We start from the raw sequence: 20,034 nt of genomic DNA, 5'->3' as shown, positions 1-20,034 counted from the left end.
TAACATTAGGGTGGTGTTTCTAAAACGGCTATTTTTAATGGATTAGAGCTAAAAAGATGGAAATCACCACTGAAAAGACTGCCTTGTTACCCCTTAAGCTGGCTTTTGAAAGACAGCGGTCAAAGAGTTTTTTGCTTAGAAAAGAGCCTTTGAAAGAGCGAACCAGCAGGCTCGTCAAGCTTGAAAAATGGATTAATACTAATCGCGAAAGGATCAAGGAATCCGTTCATGCAGATTTCAACAAGCCATTACTTGAAGTTGATACAACAGAGATCTATCCTGTACTGACGGAAATAAGACACACTCTTAAACACATCGAAGAATGGTCGCGACCAAAGAAAATTGATGCGACGCTATCATACATTGGAACACGCGCTGAGATCAGATATGAACCAAAAGGAGTCTGCCTCATCATTGCTCCCTGGAATTTCCCATTCAATCTATGCGTAGGCCCGCTGGTATCTTGTCTTGCAGCCGGAAATACAGTGATCATCAAACCTTCAGAGATGACTCCATCAACGTCAAGGCTATTGAAAGCTATGATGGGAGAAATATTTGAAGAAGATATTGTTACAGTTGTTGAGGGAGGAGCGGAAGTTTCGCAAACACTGCTTGAATTTCCTTTTGATCACATTTTCTTTACCGGAAGTCCTTCGGTTGGAAAGGTAGTCATGAAGGCAGCCTCACAAAATCTTACCTCCGTTACTCTGGAACTCGGAGGAAAATCACCAACGATCATTGATGCTTCTGCTAATCTGAATGATGCGGCAAAGCGAATTGCTTTTGGTAAATTCCTTAACAATGGACAAACGTGTATTGCTCCTGACTATATTCTGATTGAAGAATCGATTCAGAAAAAATTCATTGATAAGTTAAAGAAAGAAATTGAAGCACTTTTTGGAGAGGGTAAACTTGTAAGTGAAAGCTCTCCGAATTATGCACGCATTGTCAATGCACGGCATTTCCAACGAATCAATGATTTGTTAAAAGACGCAGTTGAAAAAGGAGCAACGCCAGACATGATGGGATCAATCAATGCATCATCCAATTTTATTCCTCCGGTTATTCTTTCCAATCTGTCATCAGATTCAAAAATCCTTGAAGAAGAAATATTCGGTCCAATCCTTCCGGTAATCACTTTCAAAAGCAGGGATGAGGTTGTGCAGCAAGTGAATAGCAGACCAAAGCCTCTGGCGCTCTATATTTTCAGTCAGAAGAATGACTTCAGAGAGTTTGTTCTTCAAAATACTTCTGCAGGAGGTGTCTGCATCAACGAATGCATTTTACAGTTTACTCACCCTAATCTTCCGTTTGGCGGGGTCAACAATAGTGGCATCGGGAAATCCCATGGGTATTTTGGCTTCATGGCATTTTCAAATGAAAAACCTATTCTCAGGCAAAAAAGTGGATGGTCAGCACCCTATTTACTGCACCCCCCATATACACAGAAGATGAAAAAGATCGTTGACATCCTGTTGAGGTGGTTTTAACCCGATCTTAATCTTGTAAACGAACTGTTGGAGCAGGATTTTGTAATTTTACGGTTCGTTGTATCTCAAAAATTTTAATGTATGGTGAAGAAGATTCTGATTGGATTGGCAATTTTTTTTGTAGTCCTCATTGGTGCGGCAATGATTTTGCCGGTGGTTTTTAAAGATGATATAAAAGCAGCGATCGACAAGGCAATTGCAGAAAATGTAAACGCTGATGTGGTATTCGAGGTAGACAACTTTAGCCTGTCTGTTTTCAGACATTTCCCCAACATCACAGCAGAGATCAAAGAACTTGGAGTATTCAACCGGGCTCCGTTTGAAGGAGAACATCTCTTCGTGGTAGATCGTCTTGAGATAGAACTTAATCTTATGGATGTTCTCTTCGGGGATCAAATGCGCCTCAAAGGAATAACTCTTGTGAAGCCTCAGATCAGTGTGAAGGTTTTGCCTGATGGTCGTGCCAATTACGACATAGCCGTTCCATCAAAAGATACAGTTCAAACCGCAGAGGAGCCGTCTAAATATTCTTTTGGAATTGATCATTGGGAAATTCAAAATGGCTCAGTTGTTTATGATGACAAATCCATTCCTTACTTCTTATCTATTAAGGGTCTCAATCACACGGGCAGTGGAGATTTTACTCAGGATGTTTTTGATTTAAGAACTCACACAGTAGCAGATACAGTGAACACCTCCATGGGAGAAATGCAATTCCTTACAAATAAGCGAGCTGAGATTGACGCCGTAATTTCCATCAGCGAAAACATAACGAAGTATACGTTCAAAGAGAACTCAGCAAAGATCAACGACTTTGTAATGGGATTTGATGGTTGGTTCAAGATGAATCCTGACAACTTTGGAATGGACATAACATTTAAGAGCCCTGAAAATACATTTAAAAGTCTTCTCTCCCTGGTACCAGGGATGTACACCAAGGATTTTAAAAGTATTGAAACTAAGGGTGATCTCGCATTCTCGGGGTTCGTGAAGGGAACATACAGTGATAAGCAAATGCCAGCATTCAATCTTGATTTGAAAGTCAAGGATGCAATGTTTAAATATCCTGACCTTCCAACAGCGGTCAACAACATCAATATGGACTTACTGGTCGATAACAAGGATGGAGTCATCAATAATACAATGGTCGACCTGAAAAAACTTCACCTCGATTTCGGATCTAATCCGATCGATGCACGAATTCTGATTGAAAACCTTCGCGACTATCGTATGGATGGAAATCTGAAAGCAAAACTCAATCTCGCTGAATTGAGCAAAATGTTTCCAATGGATGGTCTTGAAATGAAAGGGTTTTATTCTGTGGATGCCTCTGCAAAAGGAGTGTATGACAGCATTAGGAAGATTATTCCTGCAATGGATGTTTCAATGGCACTGTCTGACGGATATGTTAAATCTTCCAAGTTTCCATTACCTCTGGAGAATCTAAAAATGTCAGCCACGATCAAGAACACTTCTGGAAGAATGGCAGAGACATTCATCGCGGTGAATGATTTTTCAATGTTGCTGGATGGAGAAAAGCTAACCGCTAGTTTACTTCTGCAGAATCTTGATGACTATACATGGGACTTAAAAGCAAATGGTGGAGTAGACCTTGAAAAGATGACGAAGATCTTCCCTTTGGAAGGCATGACCATCGCAGGAAAAGTGAAAGCAGATATTCAGACAAAAGGAAAGATGTCTGATGTGACAGCAAAGAGATATGACAAGCTTCCAACAAGCGGAACAGCATCTCTTCGTGCATTCAAGTATGTTGCAAAGGATCTTCCACAAGTAACACTGTCGGAAGCAGACGCCTCATTCAATCCACAAAAGATTGAGTTGACCAAATTGAATGGTACGGTTGGTAAAAGTGATTTCAATGTAACAGGAGTGGTAACAAATTACATTGCTTATGTACTGAGTAATGAAACGATCAAAGGTTCTGTGAATTTTAATTCAAAACTTTTTGATCTAAACGAATTTATGACAGATAGCGGTACCCCGGCAACAACAGATACCACTTCATTCGGTGTGATTCCGATTCCTAAAAATATTGACTTCATAATGAAGTCAACCGTTAGCGAAGTAAGGATGATGGACTACACAATTACCAATGCAAGCGGAGACGTGATCTTGAAGGATGGCATCGCGAATTTAAATGGACTGAAATTCAACATGCTGGGTGGCGCATTTGCGATGAGTGGAACATACAATGCGAATGATATCAAGCATCCCAAGTATGATATGGATGTGAAAATAGAGAGCCTTTCCATTCAGAAAGCGGCGGCCTCATTCTCTATCATAAAAACCTATGCACCGATTGCCGGAATGGTCAATGGTTTATTCTCAACGAACTTTAAGATCAATGGAGAACTCAATAAAAATATGATGCCGAACATGGGGACGGTAAACATGGATGGTCTTATTAAAGTTGCTGAAGCTTCATTAACGCAATCAAAACTTGTATCGGGAATTACAAGCCTGACGAAACTTAACAACACAGACCAGGTTTCATTGAAAGATGTACTGATGTCAGCCAATATTTCAAACGGCCGGTTCAGCGTAAAGCCATTTGATGTGAAATTCGGTGACTATGCTACTACCATCACGGGTAGTACCGGCCTTGATCAATCGATTGACTATTCTTTGAAAATGATGGTTCCCGCAGGTCAGATGGGTGCACAACTTCAAGGGTTTATCAATCAGTATACCGGTAGTAACAATGCCACTGACAAGATACCGGTTACTATTGGTGTTGGTGGAACGTTTAAAGATCCCAAAACGAAATTGATAGCCGCAGAACAGAAGGCACAAATCAAGGAAGCGGTAACCAAAGCCGCCCAGGAAAAAGCAAAAGATGCTGCTCAAAAGATTATCGAAGGAAAGAAACCTGAAGATGTTGTTAAAGATCTTTTGAATGGAAAGAAGACGACAGACACAACCAAAGCAGCCGCGCAAGACACAACTAAAAAGGCAGCAGATCCGGTAAATCAATTGATGAAACTGAAGAGCCTGTTAAAAAAGAAACCGTAGAAGGTTTTGAAGTTGAGAATAAAGAAGCGGTGATCTTCTTTATTCTCAATCTTTTAATATTGAATTATTTCATTCTCGACAGATCGCCACCGGTAAAAAATCCTTCTTTGAGTAATTGAACTAACTGTTCTTTAGTGGGGTTGATCTGATAATACGTATCGTCCTTGCGTTCAATTTCTTTAACCGTAAGTTTCTTTTTGTTAAGTTTTTTAAGAATATCTTTTCTTTTCTTATCATCAGATACATTGATGGATAAGAACTGAATATCTCCGCTGGGTTTTTGTTTAATAACTCTCAGCACCCACTGATCTCCGGAACGGAAGTTCACAAAGCAATAATCCTCAAAATACTTAATAACCAGGGAATCACTTATCACCCCGCGACCCAGCCAATCATTGTCATCAGTATCCTTGATATGATAGCCCCAGGATTCAACAATAACAGTATCGGTTTCTTTTCCGTCTTCATCGATTCCCACATAACGACCTTGCAACGCCTTAGGAACTTCTTTAAGTGCAGGAACGCCCACAGGCTGTGGTTCACGAAAAGAAACTTCCTTGCAGGAATAAAGCAGAAGAGACCAAACAAATATTAAGCAAGCTGTTTTAATTTTCACTTGATTTGAGTTTGAGTGGATAATGATTACCGAAGGTAAGGATAATTTAAAACTCCCTTAGAAATGTGTCTGGCGCTATAACGAAACCGTTAACACATAGTTTCGATCAGCTTTTCTTTTCACTTAGAATTTCTCCAATAATTCTCAGGCCATCGAGTGTAAGTTGAGGATCTACCGTATGGAAAAATCCTTTCAAAGACGTAATGACGAATGATAATCCACCAGTGGCGACGGCAGGACACTCTGTTTTTAATTCCTTTCGGATCGCCAGAACCACGCTTTTAACCAGCCCCTCATATCCAATGACAATTCCTGACTGAATAGCAGTTACTGTATTTCGACCCAATGCTGAAGTTGGCATTTCTAATGGAACGTCGAAAAGTTTGGCAGTATTTTGAGACAGGGCCCGCACGGCAGTACGCAATCCTGGTACGATTGAAACTCCCAATATTTTTCCTTCGCCGGAAACAGTGGTGAATGTCAATGCAGTGCCGAAATCTACTACGATGCAGGTTTGTTTAAATTTGGAAAACGCTGCCATTGCGTTGGAAACTAAATCAGATCCAATCTCAAAAGGATTCAATACCTCAAGCGGAAGCTTATCATAAACAGCAGGTCCAAGAATGATGGGTTCTCTTTTGAAGAGAGAACGAACTACATTTTTTATTTTGTCTGTCAATCCAGGAACAACGCTGCTTATGACAATGATGTCAATATTATCAATGGAGACATTTGCCTCAAGGAGAGAGTCACGGATTTTTATTCCATAGAAAAGCTCTGGTTGATCGGTGCGGGAAGGAATTCTCCACACCTGCCAGTCTGTGCCATTCCACAAACCCATCGTGATATCACTATTTCCAATGTCAAACGCAATTAGCATGCGGGAAAGATAATTAAATTCGCAAAACATTACTGTCCGCCTGGCACATATGAGAAAATCGGTTGACGAAATCGTGGAAGACCTGCCGAAGAATGAAAAGATGATTGTTAAGCGTCTTCGGTTACTTGTGAAAGAGTGTCTGCCAGGGGCTGAAGAGAAGGGCTACTATTCTTTTAATGTCCCATTTTACAAACACCATCGCATGATATGTTTCATTTGGCCACCATCATTATTTGAAGGTATGGAAAAGACAAAGGAAGCACATGATAAGAAAGGCGTAACGCTTGGGTTTTGCCAGGGCAATCTCATGGCTAACGATGAAGGACTTCTTCAGAAGGAAAACAGGAAACAGGTTTATTGCATGTATTTCAAAAAACTGAGTGATATTAATGATGATCAGATCCGGGCGTTGCTGTTTGAAGCAGATGCAATTGATCAGAGATTTAAGAAACCCAGGAAACTCTGATCAATGAGATTAGAAAAATCTCAGTCCGACTTTTGCTCCCCACCACATTTTTAGATTAGTTCCACTGCCATACGTGTGATCGTTGATGATGGATGGCGAAAAATTGCTGAACAGTGCTGGATAGTCTGTGTAAGATGAATTTGTCAGGTATCCATTCAAAGTCACGCCGCCATAGATTGAAAACTTTCTTGCCAGACGAAAATCCAATCCAAGATGCACCTTATTGAGAAGACTGAGTTCACTGGTGAAATCTCCTTTGCTTACATGTTGTGAAGTTATATCTGCATTCAACTGAAGCCAGCGTGTTAACTTTGGTGCTGTTCCGATTCCATAACCAAATGTCCATACGTTTGTGCTGTTGATAGTGTGTTCTGGTTTTATTCCCGCAAGGATAATGTTATAGAATTTTTGTGCTCCCGTTCTGAAAGCTACGTTAGTATAAAAAATCTCGTCAGCAGACACTTCCAGTTTGTGGTATCCGCTTTTCACAATGCTTACAAGACCGATCGGAACTCCGCTTAAGCTATCCGCGACATTAAATAAACCAATTTGCGTTCCGCTTACTTTTTTTCCATAGTTAAAGAACGCAGAGATTTGTGAACCTGTAATGTGGTCCGTAGCAATGTTGCTGAAGCCTGCAATCTGAGGACCGATGTATCTGCTGGTTTGTAAGTTGGCAAAACCCGCTACCTGTACTCCGTGTGATGGACCATTAACAAGATTGGCAAATCCTGCTACCTGCACTCCATCCGCTGACGAGAGATTGACATTGCCGAATCCTGCTACCTGGACACCTTTGAAATCGTGAAAGTTTACATTTCCAAATCCTGTCAACTGCGCCGCTTTGGTCTCACCACCATTCACATTAAAAAATCCGGAGGCCTGCACACCGTAAACATTTCCTCCTACCAGGTTTCCGAGACCAGCAATCTGAAGCCAGCTTACATCACCACGATCAATGTTGGCGAAAAACCCCAACTCTATCTGACGCGTTCCCATTGAATAACCGCCCAGCATATTGATTGAGTAATTATTGATGACGTTTCCGCTGAGTGATCCATTCGAACCAAGAAAGGGTAAGAGTGAAATTTGAATATCGCTGTAAAGTGTATCGCTGATGTTTCTGACATTAGGTTCATCATTGTAGGGCATCGCGAGTTCTTCTTTTATGGAATCTTTAGGAGATGTAGTAGCCTGAACGATCAACGAATCTTTTCCTAATGGCTCAATCAAAATATTGAGATATTGATTGCCGGGCGCTGTGATGGTCACCAGCGTATCCCGATAGTCGCGCTTACTAACCGCAATTGAAGCCGTCTGATCTTTTTTATCAAGTTTCATCTTGAAATAACCATACTCATCTGTGATGACGGAGGTGACGGATTTTTTATCGTAGACGCTAACATCAGCGATTCTTTCTTTTGTTACAGCATCTTCAACATATCCACTGATGATAACGGCAATGGTAGACGGTTGTGGTTTAACAATGACCTTTGTAAGAATAAGATGATTACTTTTCTCTTTATAGTCCATTCCTCCTTTGAAGATCTCATTGAGAATTTCTCTCACAGTTTTATTTGACGCAGTTAATGTGACAGTTTGATCATTAGAAATGATGGAGGAATTATAAGAAAATGAAAATTTTCCTTCTTGTGCAATGCGGGAAAGGGTAGCTGGAATTTTTTCTTCAGAAAAGCTCACCGTTAATTTTCTTTCCAGAATAGGAACTTTCTGCGCATAGAGTGAAGAAAAAATCAGCAAGAACACCCAAGCAAGAAAAACCTGTTTCATCACGGTAATTACTGATTGCAGGCAGTGCCAGTTAGAACAAACTCCTTATCATTTTTTGAAACCTTAAGCTTCAGTGTCTCAGCAATGACATCGACAATGGTTTCAATTGATTCACCATGGAAATTAACAGTTATGAGACAGGTATTCAGAGCAGGGTTGTCAAGCTTTATTTTTATGTTGTAAACCTCACTGATCTTGGAGATTACAGATTTCAGATCCGTATTATTGAAACTGAATATCCGGGTTTTATAAGAAAGCACGTTGGTATCAATCTTTTCAAGACGCGTAAACTCTTTTAAACGCTTATTGTAAATACCGGTCTCCCCCATTTTAAGGTCAAGACCTTCGTCTTTTAAAGTATAAATCTGAACCTCACCTGTTTTTACAGTTACAACCACAGTATCACTTTCAGGATAAGCCTTTACATTGAAAGAAGTACCAATATCACGCACAAGCACTTCTTCAGCCTCAATAACGAAAGGTTTTTCTTCCTCATGTTTAACTTCAAAGAATCCCTCACCCTTCAATTTTACCTTGCGGATTTTTTCTTGAGGAGCATACTCATAACTGATAGATGATTTTTTATTGAGGAACGCGGTACTTCCATCAGGAAGAGTATCCTGAGCTGTAGTAGCATCCGAAACAAATTCGAAAGTTTGTGAGGGTGGAGAATAGAGAAACTGATATCCAAAAATTCCTACACCCAACAGGAGTATGACACTAGCAGCAATTCTAAGAAGTTTATAATTTCTTGAACCCTGCATTAAGAACATATGATTATCAGATCTGGATTCATGCAGTTTGCTTTGAACCTTTTTCCAGGCAGCATCTGCATCGAAATTTAATTGAACCGTATTGGATGCGGCGGTATCAAAAATCTTTTTTACCTGATCAAAGTACTTTTGATTTTCAGCACTGATCTGAAGCCATGCGGTAAGGCGTGACTGTTCATCAGCACTGGCTTCGTCAGCCAAAACCTTTCCAATCAAATCATCGATATCGTTAATGTCTCTTTCCAAGTTATTCGACCCAGTCCTTCATAAATATTAATAATAACGGCAAATAATCCTTGAGCTGACTGCGCATGATCTTAAGCGCTTTCCCCATATGATTCTCTACAGTCTTTACTGAAATACTGAGTTGTTCAGCGATCTCAGCATACTTTAATTCTTCAAAGCGGCTTAATTGAAAAACAATTCTGCATTGTTCAGGCAATGCTTTCATCGCTTCGTATATTTTTTGTTCAAGTTCTAACGCCAGTACAGCTTGCCCTACTTCTTCATGCACGGGTTCACCACCGGCCATTTCGTATTTGGCATGCACCTTCTTTACCTTAACATGCTTGATCACATTAAGGCAGGCGTTGCGGACCATACGATACAGGTAAGACTTCATGGAAGTTTGTATTTCAATAGAATTTCTTTTGTCCCAGATACCTATAAAAGCAGATTGAACAACCTCCTCAGCCTCATCCCTGTCATTAAGAAAGGAATAGGCATAATTGCATAACGGCTTATAATAGGTCTTAAATAGCATCTCAAAAGCACTTTCGTTGCCCTCCTGTAACGCGGTAAATACCTGTTGCTCGAGTAAATCCACTGCTTTTGGTTGAAATACAGTGCAATTTACGGTTTTGGGCTTCTGAGGTTATGACAACTTAAAAGCTTATTCCCCCTAGTTAGCCTAAGAGAGAATTTTTGGGGCCTAACTTTTTTCATTAATCGGGCAAAGGATTAGCGGTTTTGAATCAGATCGCTTGCCTTTTCGGCGATCATAATGGTAGGAGCGTTTGTATTTCCACTTGAAATGCGAGGCATAATGGACGCATCAACGACGCGAAGATTTTCTATTCCATAAACACGAAGCTTAGGATCTACCACCGCCATTTCATCGACTCCCATTTTGCAGGTTCCAACCGGATGATAAACACATTCTGCTGATTGTTCGATGTATCGAAGCCAGTCATCATCAGAGGAATGAAGAGCAGGCAAGTGAGTCCTTATTCGAAATGAATCAAATGAGGATGCTTCCAATACTTCCATTGCTTTTCTACCTCCGGCGATTAGAACCTTAACATCTTCAGATTCTGAAAGATAATTAGGTTGAGTGATGGGCGCCTCAGTCGGATTAGCACTCCACAAGCTTACGTATCCACGACTTAAAGGGCGAACTTGAGTAGGAAGAATAGTATAACCATCCATTCGTGTGAAAGAATCAAGATCATACATGTCGGCAACTTTCTCCACACCTGAATTGGTTGGTGTGAATTGAAACTGAAGATCAGGAGTAGCGATCTCTTCCGAAGACTTTAAAAAAGCAACTGCTTCCAATGGTCCAATGGATAAAGGACCGCTCTTTGTGAAAAGATATTTTATGATCTCAATCGCCTGTCGGTGTAAAGGAAGATAATGATTGTTACTGATGGGCTTGTTGCAAAGGCTGCTGACAGGGTAAAACAAATGATCATGAAGATTCTTTCCCACTCCAGGAAGATCTCTTTTATGCTCGATTCCAAGCTCTTTTAACTCATTTTTCGGACCTATTCCAGAAAGCAAGAGCAATTTAGGAGACTCAAAGGCGCCTGCACTCAGAATGACTTCTCTTTTTGCTCTCGCGACAAGCGTATTGCTTTGATCGTTCATGAATTCAATTCCCTTTGCACTATCATTTTCAATAATGATGCGCTTGCAGATCGCTCTTGTTATGATCGTAAGATTTTTTCGATGAACGATAGGAGTCAGGAAAGCTCTGGCAGCACTCATCCTCCTGGAATCCTTCATCGTATACTGAAACCATCCTGCACCTTCCTGAGATGCTCCATTCACATCGTTATTCAGAAGAATACCTTTTTCAGCGCAAGCGTCAATAAATGCTTTGCCAAGAACAGTGTGGTGCCAGTAAGCCTGTGTTATGTTTAAAGGTCCGCCTTTGCTATGAAAATCATTTTCAAACTGTTCGTTGTTCTCTGATTTTTTGAAATAGGGTAACACTTCGCTATAACTCCAACCTTTGCAACCAAGTGAATTCCAATGATCGTAATCTTCTTTCTGTCCACGGATGTATGCCATTGCATTGGTAGAACTTGATCCACCTAATACTTTTCCTCTTGGGTGATAGATCTTCCGATTGGCAAGATTTGCCTGTGGTTCTGTGTAATAGCAATTCCAGTCAATAGAACTGTGATGCAATTTCATGTAAGCTCCGGGCAATTGAATGAACGGATGATTGTCTTTACCACCAGCCTCGAGCAGCAAAACGGTTTTGGACGGATCCTCGGTTAAGCGGTTTGCCAGAACACAACCTGCCGAACCAGCTCCAACAATTATGTAGTCGTATGTCATGCTTCCAAGAAGAATTTAAATATACATCCGACATCCCATACAGGAAGAACCGTCATTTGAGCTCAAAACGAGCCATTTCAAATTTTTTTGAAAAAACCGAATATTTACTGAACACTGTTTAGTAATTTTACGTACACGTTCAAAGTTATGGGAATCGAAGACAGAAAGCAGCGGCACAAGGAAGATCTGAAGGAGACAATCTTAAAAGCGGCTAAGGAATTGTTTCTTGAAAAGGGATATGAAGCAACTTCGATGAGAAATATTGCTGAGAAGATTGAATACAGTCCCGCAACCATTTACCTCCATTTTAAAGATAAGAATGAAGTGTTTTATGCTCTTCATAAAGAGGGTTTCAGGATGTTGGTAGCAGCCTTTAAAACATTGGAAAATGTCTCTGATCCGTTTGAGCGATTAAAGGCAATGGGTCACGTTTATATCAATTTTGCCTCTGAAAACCCTGATTTTTATCAGCTTATGTTTGTTATGCATGAACCTTTGGAGGTGCTTGAACTTGATCTTACGCTATGCTGGGACGAAGGAGATGACGCATTCCGTTATTTGTTGGAAACCGTTATAGCATGTCAGAACAATGGATACTTCCGGAACTTTGAACCGAATGGATTTTCGTTTTTGGTATGGTCAACCGTTCATGGTCTTGCCTCTCTTCGCACGAGTGGTCACCTTGATCATGTACGTCAGGTAAAGACGGAAATGGCGAACATTAATCAGGTCACTGATCATACAATGAACACCTTTATCTCCATGCTGGAACGACTCAAGTAAAAAAATTTACCTAATCAATAAACACTGTTCATTATGAAAACAGTTATCAGTACCTTATTAATCGCCTTTTTCCTGGTATTAGCCCAGAATGTCAGGTCCCAAACTGTTCTGGAGGAATACATCAGAGAGGGATTGGCAAATAATATCGTTTTAAAGCAAAGAAATATTGCTTTGGAGAAGGCGATGCTGTCTCTACGCATTGCAAATAGTTACTTCACACCAACAGTTGGTTTACAGGGCAACTACACAAGTGGCAATGGAGGAAGAAGTATTGCTATTCCGGTAGGGGATCTTTTGAATCCTGTTTATTCTACACTTAATCAACTGACAGGCAGTGATGCATTTCCTCAGATTGAAAATGTAAACCAGAATTTTTTTCCTTATAATTTTTATGATGCGAAGGTTCACACCACTGTATCGATTATCAACACAGACCTTATTTACAACAGAAAGATTTCGCAACAGCAGGTAGTGCTTCAGGAATTTGAGGCAGACATCTATAAACGTGAACTCATTAAGAATATCAAGGTTGCATACTTTAATTATCTAAGTGCTAACGAAGCAATCAGAATTTACGAAAGTGCCCTGAAGCGTGGAGAAGAGGGGAAACGTGTGAATGAATCTTTGCTTGAAAATGGTAAAGGACTTCCGGCCTACATTTTAAGATCTCAAAGTGAAATTGAAACAACGAGCGCTCAAAAATCAGATGCGGAAAGACAAGTCCAGAATGCACAGCTGTACTTCAACTTTTTATTGAATCGCAAAAGCAATGAGGTTGTTCAGGCAACGCTTGATGCTCAGGAGGAATTTTCAAAACTAAACCTTACGGTTAGTGATTCGCTTTCTACTCAAAACCGGGAAGAGTTAAAGATGCTGCGAGAAAGTATTTCCCTAAGCAACAACATTGTAAAAATGAATAAGCTTTTTTGGGTACCAAAGGTAAATGGCTTTCTTGATCTTGGCTCTCAGGCGCAAGACTGGAAAGTGAGTAGTGCTTCGCGGTATTATCTTCTAGGTGTACAGTTAGACGTACCCATATTCGCAGCCAACAGAAATCGGAATAAGTCAAAGATGACGAGTCTTGATTTGAAATCAGCCCAACTTGGATTCTCAAACAATGCACAGCAGATCAATCTAAGCGCACAGGCAGCTAAGAATAATTTGTACACTGCTCATCAGAATTATCAATCGGCTAAAAAGCAGGAGGAAGCGGCCACCAGCTACCAGAAGTTAATTGACAAGGGATACAAAGAAGGAGTCAATACGTTTATTGAAGCCATCGATGCACGCAATCAATTAACACAAGCGCAGCTTCAGGTTTCAATCAGCAGGTATCGTGTGCTTTCAGCAGCAGCTCAATATGAACGAGAAACTGCGAGCTATGCTATTAATTAAAACATTCAGAATAAAATTCATGACTATGAAAAACTTTATACTCCCTTTAACAATTGTTGCCATTCTTGCTCAGGCTTGTGGAAAGAAGACTGAAGTTCAACAAGAGGATGTCAGTAATATAATTCCAGTAAAGGTGATGACTCTTGCTAAAAGCAGTGTTCAACCAGTGATTCAGGTCTCAGGTCAGTTAACAACCGATGATGAAACCTATCTTTCCTTTAAGCCAGGCGGTGTAATTCGTTCGATCAACGTAAGAGAAGGAGATGCCATCCGCAAAGGCCAATTACTTGCAACATTGGATCTGACAGAGATCAATGCAACCGTTGCTCAGGCAACGCTGGCATTTGAAAAAGCGCAACGTGATTTTAATCGGTTCTCAAAACTTTATAAAGACAGCGTTGTCACTCTGGAGCAATTCCAGAATAGTCAGACAGGATTTTCCATTGCACAAAAGCAACTCGAAACGGCGCAGTTCAACAGAAGTTTTTCAGAGATACGTGCTCTTTCTGATGGATATGTTTTGAAAAAATTTGTCAGCGAAGGACAGGTGATCAGTTCGGGATCAGCAGTATTGCTTACCAACGGTGCGAAGAAAGGGGGCTGGATTGTTCGTTGTGGAGTAGGTGATAGGGATTGGTCATCTATTTCCCTAAAAGATATCGCAAGAGTTTCGATTGATGCATTTCCTGATGAATCGTTTACTGCGATAGTGACTCGCAAGTCTGAAGGAACAGATCCACAATCCGGATCATTCACATTAGAACTGACGATCAATGAAAAGCCGGCTCATTCTTTTGCTACCGGAATGTTTGGAAAGGCAAGTATCACACCTTCCCGCACGAGTGAATCCTGGATAATCCCATTTGATGCTTTACTGGATAGCGATGCACAGCATGGGTATGTTTTTATCACAGAAGATAACAAGTCAGCAAAAAAGGTTAAGGTTATTTTAGGAAGCATCTCAAGAGATCATGTGCAGATAACCTCCGGACTTGAAAAAGCAAAGTCACTGATCATTTCTGGTAGCGCTTACCTCACTGATAATTCTGCTATTCGCATTATCGAGTAACACTTGACTCCTCTTCAATTTTAAGTTAGTCCTTATGAAAATATCCGAATACGCAGTAAAGAATTATCAATTCACACTCGTGATCTTTTTAATGATCATTGCGTTGGGTGTGACTACGATTTTAAATATGCCTCGCTCTGAGGATCCGGAAATTCACGCGCCACAATTTCCAATAGTTGTGATCTATCCGGGGACCAGTCCCAAGGATATGGAAGAACTGGTGGCGGAACCCATAGAACGAAAAGTAACAAGCCTGGAGGGTATAAAGCGGGTAAAAACCAACATTAGCGATGGTGTTGTGGTGTTGTTCGTTGAATATAAGTATGAAAGCAATCTTGAGGAAAAGTATCAGGAGCTTGTTCGTGAAGTGAATTCTCTACGTGATGAACTGCCCAAAGATATTAGCAGTGTGGAGGTTAGAAAGGTACTGCCCTCTGATGTAAATGTAATCCAGCTGGCACTTGTTTCAGAAAATGCGACGAGAGATAAACTTCGTGAAAGCGCAGAAAATCTTCAGGATGAACTTGAAAAAATCAATACACTTAAGAGAGTTAAAATATTTGGTTTGCCCGATCCAATAGTCAGAGTTGATCTCCAATTGGAGAAGATGGCATCCATGCGCATTCCATTAGATGCGGTCACGGGGAGTATTCAAAGTGAAATCGCTAACATTCCGGGAGGAAGTGTTGATGCGGGAAACAAATCGTTCAATATAAAAACTAGCGGAAATTACACTGACATCAATGAGATAAAATCAACCGTTATTTATTCGATCAATGGAAAAAATGTTTTGCTTCAGGATGTTGCAAATGTCTACTTCGATTATTCTGAAGAGAAGCACATTACACGACTCAATGGACATCGATGTGTATTTATAGTTGCCGCCCAGAAGCCCGGAGAAAATATTTCAAAAACACAGCTTCAGTATTTACCAGTAATTGAAAAATTCAAAAAAACATTACCATCCAACATTGATCTTGTTCATCATTTTGATCAGGCGAATAATGTCAACACACGTCTCAGTGGATTGGGTGTAGATTTTATTATTGCAATTCTTTTGGTTGCCTTTACACTATTGCCATTAGGTCAGCGCGCGGCCTTGATTGTAATGATATCCATTCCACTTTCACTCGCGATTGGAATCACACTGATGAATGTACTGGGATTTAATTTAAATCAGTTGAGTATTGTCGGGTTGGTAGTGGCCCTTGGACTTCTGGTGGATGACAGTATTGTGGTCGTTGAGAACATTGAACGATGGATGAGAGAAGGACATTCACGAATGGACGCTACTCTAAAAGGAACAAAGCAAATTGGGATGGCAGTTTTAGGATGCACCGTCACGTTGATCATTTCTTTTATGCCTTTGGTGTTTCTTCCGGAAGCAGCTGGAGAATTTATACGCAGTCTGCCAATGGGTGTCATAACATGTGTTCTTGCATCACTTCTGGTGTCGCTTACTATCATTCCATTCTTATCAAGTCGTTTATTGAAAGAACATACTGGACATCCTGACGGCAACATGTTCATGCGTGCACTGAAGAAAGTCATTCACGGAAGTTATGGTCCAATCCTTGAGAGAGCTTTGGCAAGACCATATGTTACTATTGCTGTTGCGTTGGCAATTTTCATAGGATCTCTTCAATTGTTTCCAGTGATTGGGTTTAGCCTTTTCCCAGCTTCAGAAAAACCGCAATTTCTTGTAGAAGTGACCACGCCTCTTCAGTCGAATCTTAATTATACCAATGATGTGACAAAGAAGATTGAATCAGAACTAAAGAAACATGCCGAAGTAAAATACTTTGCCACAAATGTTGGAAAGGGAAATCCCCGGATATATTACAATGTTATTCCAGAGAATGAACGCACAGACTATTCGCAAATTTTTGTGCAGCTCAAAGAAGATACAAAGCCTGAAACGAAGCTCGCAATCATTGAAGAACTTAGAAAAAAATGGACTCCTTATCCCGATGCTAAAGTTGAAGTTAAGAATTTTGAACAGGGACCACCTATCGTAGCTCCGGTGGAGGTCAGACTGTTTGGTGAAAATCTGGATACGCTGAGAACATTGGCGGCTTCCGTTGAAAATTTATTAACAAAGACAGAAGGAACTATCTACATCAACAATCCTGTGACTCATTTAAAGTCTGACATACGATTGAAGATCAACAAGGATAAAGCAAGGATGTTAGGAATTCCAACGGTCAGCATTGATCGTACGGTAAGGCTTGCTATTTCAGGACTTAACGCGGGTCAATTCTCCGATGAGGATGGCGATGATTATGAGATTGTTGTTACAAAAGCAAAGGAAGAGCATCCGACGCTGGATGTTCTGGAAAATCTTTATATCAATAATTCTGCCGGACAGGCGATTCCCCTGAAGCAAGTAGCACAGCTTGGCTTCGAATCCTCACCGATAAAAATTGATCATTACGATAAAACGAGAATTGTATCTGTAAGTGCTTTTGTTAAAAAAGGATATCTGAGCGATAACGTTACAAAGAATGTGATCACAAAAATGAATGCACTTAAACTGCCGGCAGGCTATACTTATGAAATGGGTGGTGAGCTGGAATCCCGCAATGAATCTTTCGGCGGCTTTATGAGTGTTATCATCATTACTGTTTTTCTTTTCATCGCAGTATTGATCCTTGAGTTCGGAACTTTTAAAAGCACCTTGATTGTACTATCTGTTATTCCACTGGGGATGGTAGGGGCGGTTCTTGCATTACTGGTAACAGGAAATTCTTTATCATTCATTGCCATTGTTGGGATGATTGCTTTGGCAGGAATTGAAGTTAAGAACACAATTTTGCTGGTTGATTTCACTAACCAATTAAGGGAACAGGGACGACCTTTGGAGGACGCAATCAGGGAAGCAGGCGAAGTTAGATTCCTTCCGATCATACTAACTTCACTAACTGCCATTGGAGGATTGATGCCAATCGCTATTTCCACTAACCCGTTGATAAGTCCGCTTGCAATCGTTTTAATCGGTGGATTGATCAGTTCTACAGTGCTTTCAAGAGTGGTAACGCCTGTTGTTTACAAACTAATTCCCCCAAGGATTACCGTACAATCAAAATAAAATCAAGGAAAACGCGTCTTATGATGGGAAATATTGCAAACTTGACTTGTGTAAGGCAACGATAAACCCCCTATCTATGTATAACAAGGTTGTCATTTCGGTGCTTCAAAATGTTTTAAGTACCCATCAAAAGGAGTTAACCAGTAAAACAGATTTCAAATCATTGGGAGCAACTGCTGCAGAATTGAATTGGGTGCTGTTTGAAACAGAGCAAAGACTTCACATTCAGTTACCGGAAGTAGCGATTACCCAGGACTCGACAATTAAAGATCTGTTGAAGACAGTTGTAGTGAGCTATCCTGTTTAGGAAAATCAAAAATCTCTTCCTTCTCCCTCTTTCATTGTAGTAAAATCCTCTTTGGCAATATTGTTATTACGAAGAGCGACCTCAAGAGCATTAACAGGCTCTTCATCCCCATCATCCGCCAATGGGAAGGTTCCAAAATGTGTGGCAATACTTTGTGCTGACTTTATCTCCTGATGAATCTTGACAGCCTCTTCTGGTGAACAATGGATAGGGGACATAAACCATTCAGGCTTATATGCTCCAATAGGTATCAATGCAATGTTGATGGGATTACATCTGGCGCCGATCTCCTTAAAAATAAATTCGTTGTAACCTGTATCACCAACAAAGTAAATATTTCCCCCAGGCCGGTTAATGACAAATCCACACCATAATGTTGCGTCTCGATCGAACATTCCGCGACTTGAAAAATGCTGCGCGGGTACAGCCTGAATCCTGATAGATTCCGTAAATGAAAATTCCTGCCACCAGTCAAGATCAGTGACATCTTTAAAGTTGTGCTGATCAAGAAATGCTTTCACACCCAATGCCGTTATGATCCTGGGATGATGCTGGTTGGAAAGCTTCTTCAACGTCATAATATCGAGATGATCATAGTGATTATGACTTAATAAGATCACATCAATTTTTGGAAGATCTTCAATTCGAATTCCAGGTGGTCTCATTCTTTTAGGCCCTGCCCATGAGAATGGACTAACACGTTCGCTCCAGACAGGATCGGTAAGGATATTGATTCCATCAGTTTGGATCAGGAATGTAGAATGATTTACAAATGTGATGCGGGTTCCGCGACCTACTCGTTCAGGAGGTTTATTGCCTGCGCCAATTTCTTTTTTCTCTGTCCATGGAGTTCTTTTCCTTTTCCTCATCCATTCAAATACATCTGAGAGACCTTTCGCGGGTCGGCCTCCAGGGGTAAAAAATTTTTTACCATCGAAGTGATCCGTGACGGGACCAGAATATTTTGGCCCAGACAGGAAGTAGCCTGTCAAGACAATGAAAAGGAAGCAAAACAGGATAAACACAAGGAAATAGATCATGGAGAAATGGGAGTATAAATACTATGACGATTTACGTCATTTTCTATTGCAAACTTCTGCAGATCATTCTATAATTTTTTGTTAGAAGCAAAGGGTATAAAACTTACCTTCGTCAGAAAGAAAAGAACGGAATGAAATTCAACACAGAAGAGATTAATCAATTAATAAGGAAACGCAGATCGGTTTTTCAAAGGGACTATAGCGGAGTGAAGGTTAATGAAGACATTATTCGACAAATGCTGGAAAATGCCAATTGGGCACCCAATCATAAAATGACTGAGCCCTGGCGTTTTGTCGTTTTTACTGGTGACGGAATAAAAAGACTGGCTGAATTTCAGGCAGCTTGTTATAAAGAGGTTACCATGAAAACAGATTCATTCAAGGAAGATCGCTATCAGGGTTTGCTGACAAAACCAATGCTGTCATCTCATATTATAGCCGTCGGGATGAAGCGTGATGAAAGAAAAAGTCCGCCGGAAATTGAAGAATTGGGAGCGGTATACTGTGCTGTTGAGAATATGTACCTCACGGCTACTGCTTATGGAGTAGGTTGCTATTTGAGTTCTGGTGGCATAACCTATTTTGAAGAAGCAAAGGAATTTTTCGGCCTGGGTAAGGAAGATAAACTTTTGGGTTTCTTACACGTGGGTGTTCCTAAGGGTGAAATACCCGATGGCAGAAGAAGACCAATCGAAGAAAAAGTAAAATGGATCAACTCATAACTCAATAACGTAT

Annotated in this window: 16 protein-coding genes; 9 read left to right on the top strand and 7 right to left on the bottom strand. The window is 40.5% G+C overall.

The genetic code is table 11. The features are described 5' to 3' along the window. Window positions 1-56: 56 nt before the first annotated feature. Both HOP08_09515 and HOP08_09510 read left to right on the top strand, forming a co-directional pair. Window positions 57-1,490: an aldehyde dehydrogenase family protein gene (locus HOP08_09515; GenBank protein ID NOT75153.1), complete on the top strand. Its 1,434-nt coding sequence runs from the start codon at window positions 57-59 to the stop codon at window positions 1,488-1,490. A gap of 81 nt (window positions 1,491-1,571) precedes the next feature. Beyond that, window positions 1,572-4,523 (top strand): hypothetical protein, encoded by a 2,952-nt coding sequence (locus tag HOP08_09510; protein NOT75152.1) that lies wholly within the window; start codon window positions 1,572-1,574, stop codon window positions 4,521-4,523. Window positions 4,524-4,587: 64 nt separating this feature from the next. Here HOP08_09510 and HOP08_09505 read toward each other — a convergent pair whose 3' ends face one another. Both HOP08_09505 and HOP08_09500 read right to left on the bottom strand, forming a co-directional pair. Further along, a complete protein-coding gene (locus HOP08_09505; GenBank protein NOT75151.1) occupies window positions 4,588-5,139 on the bottom strand; it encodes a hypothetical protein in 552 nt (183 codons plus the stop codon). 106 nt (window positions 5,140-5,245) lie between these two features. Continuing rightward, window positions 5,246-6,019 (bottom strand): type III pantothenate kinase, encoded by a 774-nt coding sequence (locus HOP08_09500; protein ID NOT75150.1) that lies wholly within the window; start codon window positions 6,017-6,019, stop codon window positions 5,246-5,248. Window positions 6,020-6,068: 49 nt separating this feature from the next. On the opposite strand from HOP08_09500, the gene HOP08_09495 reads away from it, so the two are divergent. Then, entirely contained in the window at window positions 6,069-6,485 is a 417-nt protein-coding gene (locus HOP08_09495) for a DUF1801 domain-containing protein (protein ID NOT75149.1), read from the top strand. A 9-nt stretch (window positions 6,486-6,494) separates the two neighbouring features. Here HOP08_09495 and HOP08_09490 read toward each other — a convergent pair whose 3' ends face one another. The 4 genes from HOP08_09490 to HOP08_09475 form a co-directional block, all read right to left on the bottom strand. Then, entirely contained in the window at window positions 6,495-8,276 is a 1,782-nt protein-coding gene (locus tag HOP08_09490) for a hypothetical protein (GenBank protein NOT75148.1), read from the bottom strand. A gap of 8 nt (window positions 8,277-8,284) precedes the next feature. Continuing rightward, window positions 8,285-9,295 (bottom strand): DUF4974 domain-containing protein, encoded by a 1,011-nt coding sequence (locus HOP08_09485; protein NOT75147.1) that lies wholly within the window; start codon window positions 9,293-9,295, stop codon window positions 8,285-8,287. Window position 9,296: 1 nt separating this feature from the next. Then, a complete protein-coding gene (locus tag HOP08_09480; GenBank protein NOT75146.1) occupies window positions 9,297-9,875 on the bottom strand; it encodes an RNA polymerase sigma-70 factor in 579 nt (192 codons plus the stop codon). A gap of 134 nt (window positions 9,876-10,009) precedes the next feature. After that, window positions 10,010-11,617: an FAD-binding protein gene (locus tag HOP08_09475; GenBank protein NOT75145.1), complete on the bottom strand. Its 1,608-nt coding sequence runs from the start codon at window positions 11,615-11,617 to the stop codon at window positions 10,010-10,012. A gap of 147 nt (window positions 11,618-11,764) precedes the next feature. On the opposite strand from HOP08_09475, the gene HOP08_09470 reads away from it, so the two are divergent. From HOP08_09470 to HOP08_09450, 5 genes are all read left to right on the top strand, one after another. Next, entirely contained in the window at window positions 11,765-12,400 is a 636-nt protein-coding gene (locus tag HOP08_09470) for a TetR/AcrR family transcriptional regulator (GenBank protein NOT75144.1), read from the top strand. Between the two features lie 33 nt (window positions 12,401-12,433). Beyond that, window positions 12,434-13,795, top strand: coding sequence for a TolC family protein (locus HOP08_09465; protein ID NOT75143.1), 1,362 nt, complete (start codon window positions 12,434-12,436; stop codon window positions 13,793-13,795). 19 nt (window positions 13,796-13,814) lie between these two features. Further along, window positions 13,815-14,864: an efflux RND transporter periplasmic adaptor subunit gene (locus HOP08_09460; protein ID NOT75142.1), complete on the top strand. Its 1,050-nt coding sequence runs from the start codon at window positions 13,815-13,817 to the stop codon at window positions 14,862-14,864. A 34-nt stretch (window positions 14,865-14,898) separates the two neighbouring features. Then, window positions 14,899-17,952: an efflux RND transporter permease subunit gene (locus HOP08_09455; GenBank protein ID NOT75141.1), complete on the top strand. Its 3,054-nt coding sequence runs from the start codon at window positions 14,899-14,901 to the stop codon at window positions 17,950-17,952. A gap of 76 nt (window positions 17,953-18,028) precedes the next feature. Beyond that, the gene (locus HOP08_09450; protein ID NOT75140.1) at window positions 18,029-18,259 is read left to right on the top strand and encodes a hypothetical protein; all 231 of its coding nucleotides are present in this window, start codon (window positions 18,029-18,031) and stop codon (window positions 18,257-18,259) included. Between the two features lie 5 nt (window positions 18,260-18,264). Here the strand turns inward: HOP08_09450 and HOP08_09445 are convergent, their stop codons facing one another. Further along, the gene (locus tag HOP08_09445) at window positions 18,265-19,299 is read right to left on the bottom strand and encodes an MBL fold metallo-hydrolase (GenBank protein ID NOT75139.1); all 1,035 of its coding nucleotides are present in this window, start codon (window positions 19,297-19,299) and stop codon (window positions 18,265-18,267) included. A gap of 131 nt (window positions 19,300-19,430) precedes the next feature. Here HOP08_09445 and HOP08_09440 point away from each other — a divergent pair, with 131 nt between their 5' ends. Further along, window positions 19,431-20,021 (top strand): nitroreductase, encoded by a 591-nt coding sequence (locus HOP08_09440; protein NOT75138.1) that lies wholly within the window; start codon window positions 19,431-19,433, stop codon window positions 20,019-20,021. Window positions 20,022-20,034 lie beyond the last annotated feature (13 nt).

The organism is Cyclobacteriaceae bacterium (genome assembly GCA_013141055.1).
Taxonomy (GTDB): Bacteria; Bacteroidota; Bacteroidia; order Cytophagales; family Cyclobacteriaceae; genus ELB16-189.
Note: the sequence above shows the minus strand (reverse complement) of the source record. Positions and strands in the feature narration are given on the sequence as shown.

What these genes read in the sequence shown, in the direction of transcription:
- HOP08_09455 (NOT75141.1), top strand. Translation starts at nt 14,899, where the DNA reads ATGAAAATATCCGAATACGCAGTAAAGAATTATCAATTCACACTCGTG.
- HOP08_09515 (NOT75153.1), top strand. Translation starts at nt 57, where the DNA reads ATGGAAATCACCACTGAAAAGACTGCCTTGTTACCCCTTAAGCTGGCT.
- HOP08_09445 (NOT75139.1), bottom strand. Translation starts at nt 19,299, where the DNA reads ATGATCTATTTCCTTGTGTTTATCCTGTTTTGCTTCCTTTTCATTGTC.
- HOP08_09495 (NOT75149.1), top strand. Translation starts at nt 6,069, where the DNA reads ATGAGAAAATCGGTTGACGAAATCGTGGAAGACCTGCCGAAGAATGAA.
- HOP08_09500 (NOT75150.1), bottom strand. Translation starts at nt 6,019, where the DNA reads ATGCTAATTGCGTTTGACATTGGAAATAGTGATATCACGATGGGTTTG.
- HOP08_09470 (NOT75144.1), top strand. Translation starts at nt 11,765, where the DNA reads ATGGGAATCGAAGACAGAAAGCAGCGGCACAAGGAAGATCTGAAGGAG.
- HOP08_09465 (NOT75143.1), top strand. Translation starts at nt 12,434, where the DNA reads ATGAAAACAGTTATCAGTACCTTATTAATCGCCTTTTTCCTGGTATTA.
- HOP08_09460 (NOT75142.1), top strand. Translation starts at nt 13,815, where the DNA reads ATGACTATGAAAAACTTTATACTCCCTTTAACAATTGTTGCCATTCTT.
- HOP08_09475 (NOT75145.1), bottom strand. Translation starts at nt 11,617, where the DNA reads ATGACATACGACTACATAATTGTTGGAGCTGGTTCGGCAGGTTGTGTT.
- HOP08_09440 (NOT75138.1), top strand. Translation starts at nt 19,431, where the DNA reads ATGAAATTCAACACAGAAGAGATTAATCAATTAATAAGGAAACGCAGA.
- HOP08_09510 (NOT75152.1), top strand. Translation starts at nt 1,572, where the DNA reads ATGGTGAAGAAGATTCTGATTGGATTGGCAATTTTTTTTGTAGTCCTC.
- HOP08_09450 (NOT75140.1), top strand. Translation starts at nt 18,029, where the DNA reads ATGTATAACAAGGTTGTCATTTCGGTGCTTCAAAATGTTTTAAGTACC.
- HOP08_09490 (NOT75148.1), bottom strand. Translation starts at nt 8,276, where the DNA reads ATGAAACAGGTTTTTCTTGCTTGGGTGTTCTTGCTGATTTTTTCTTCA.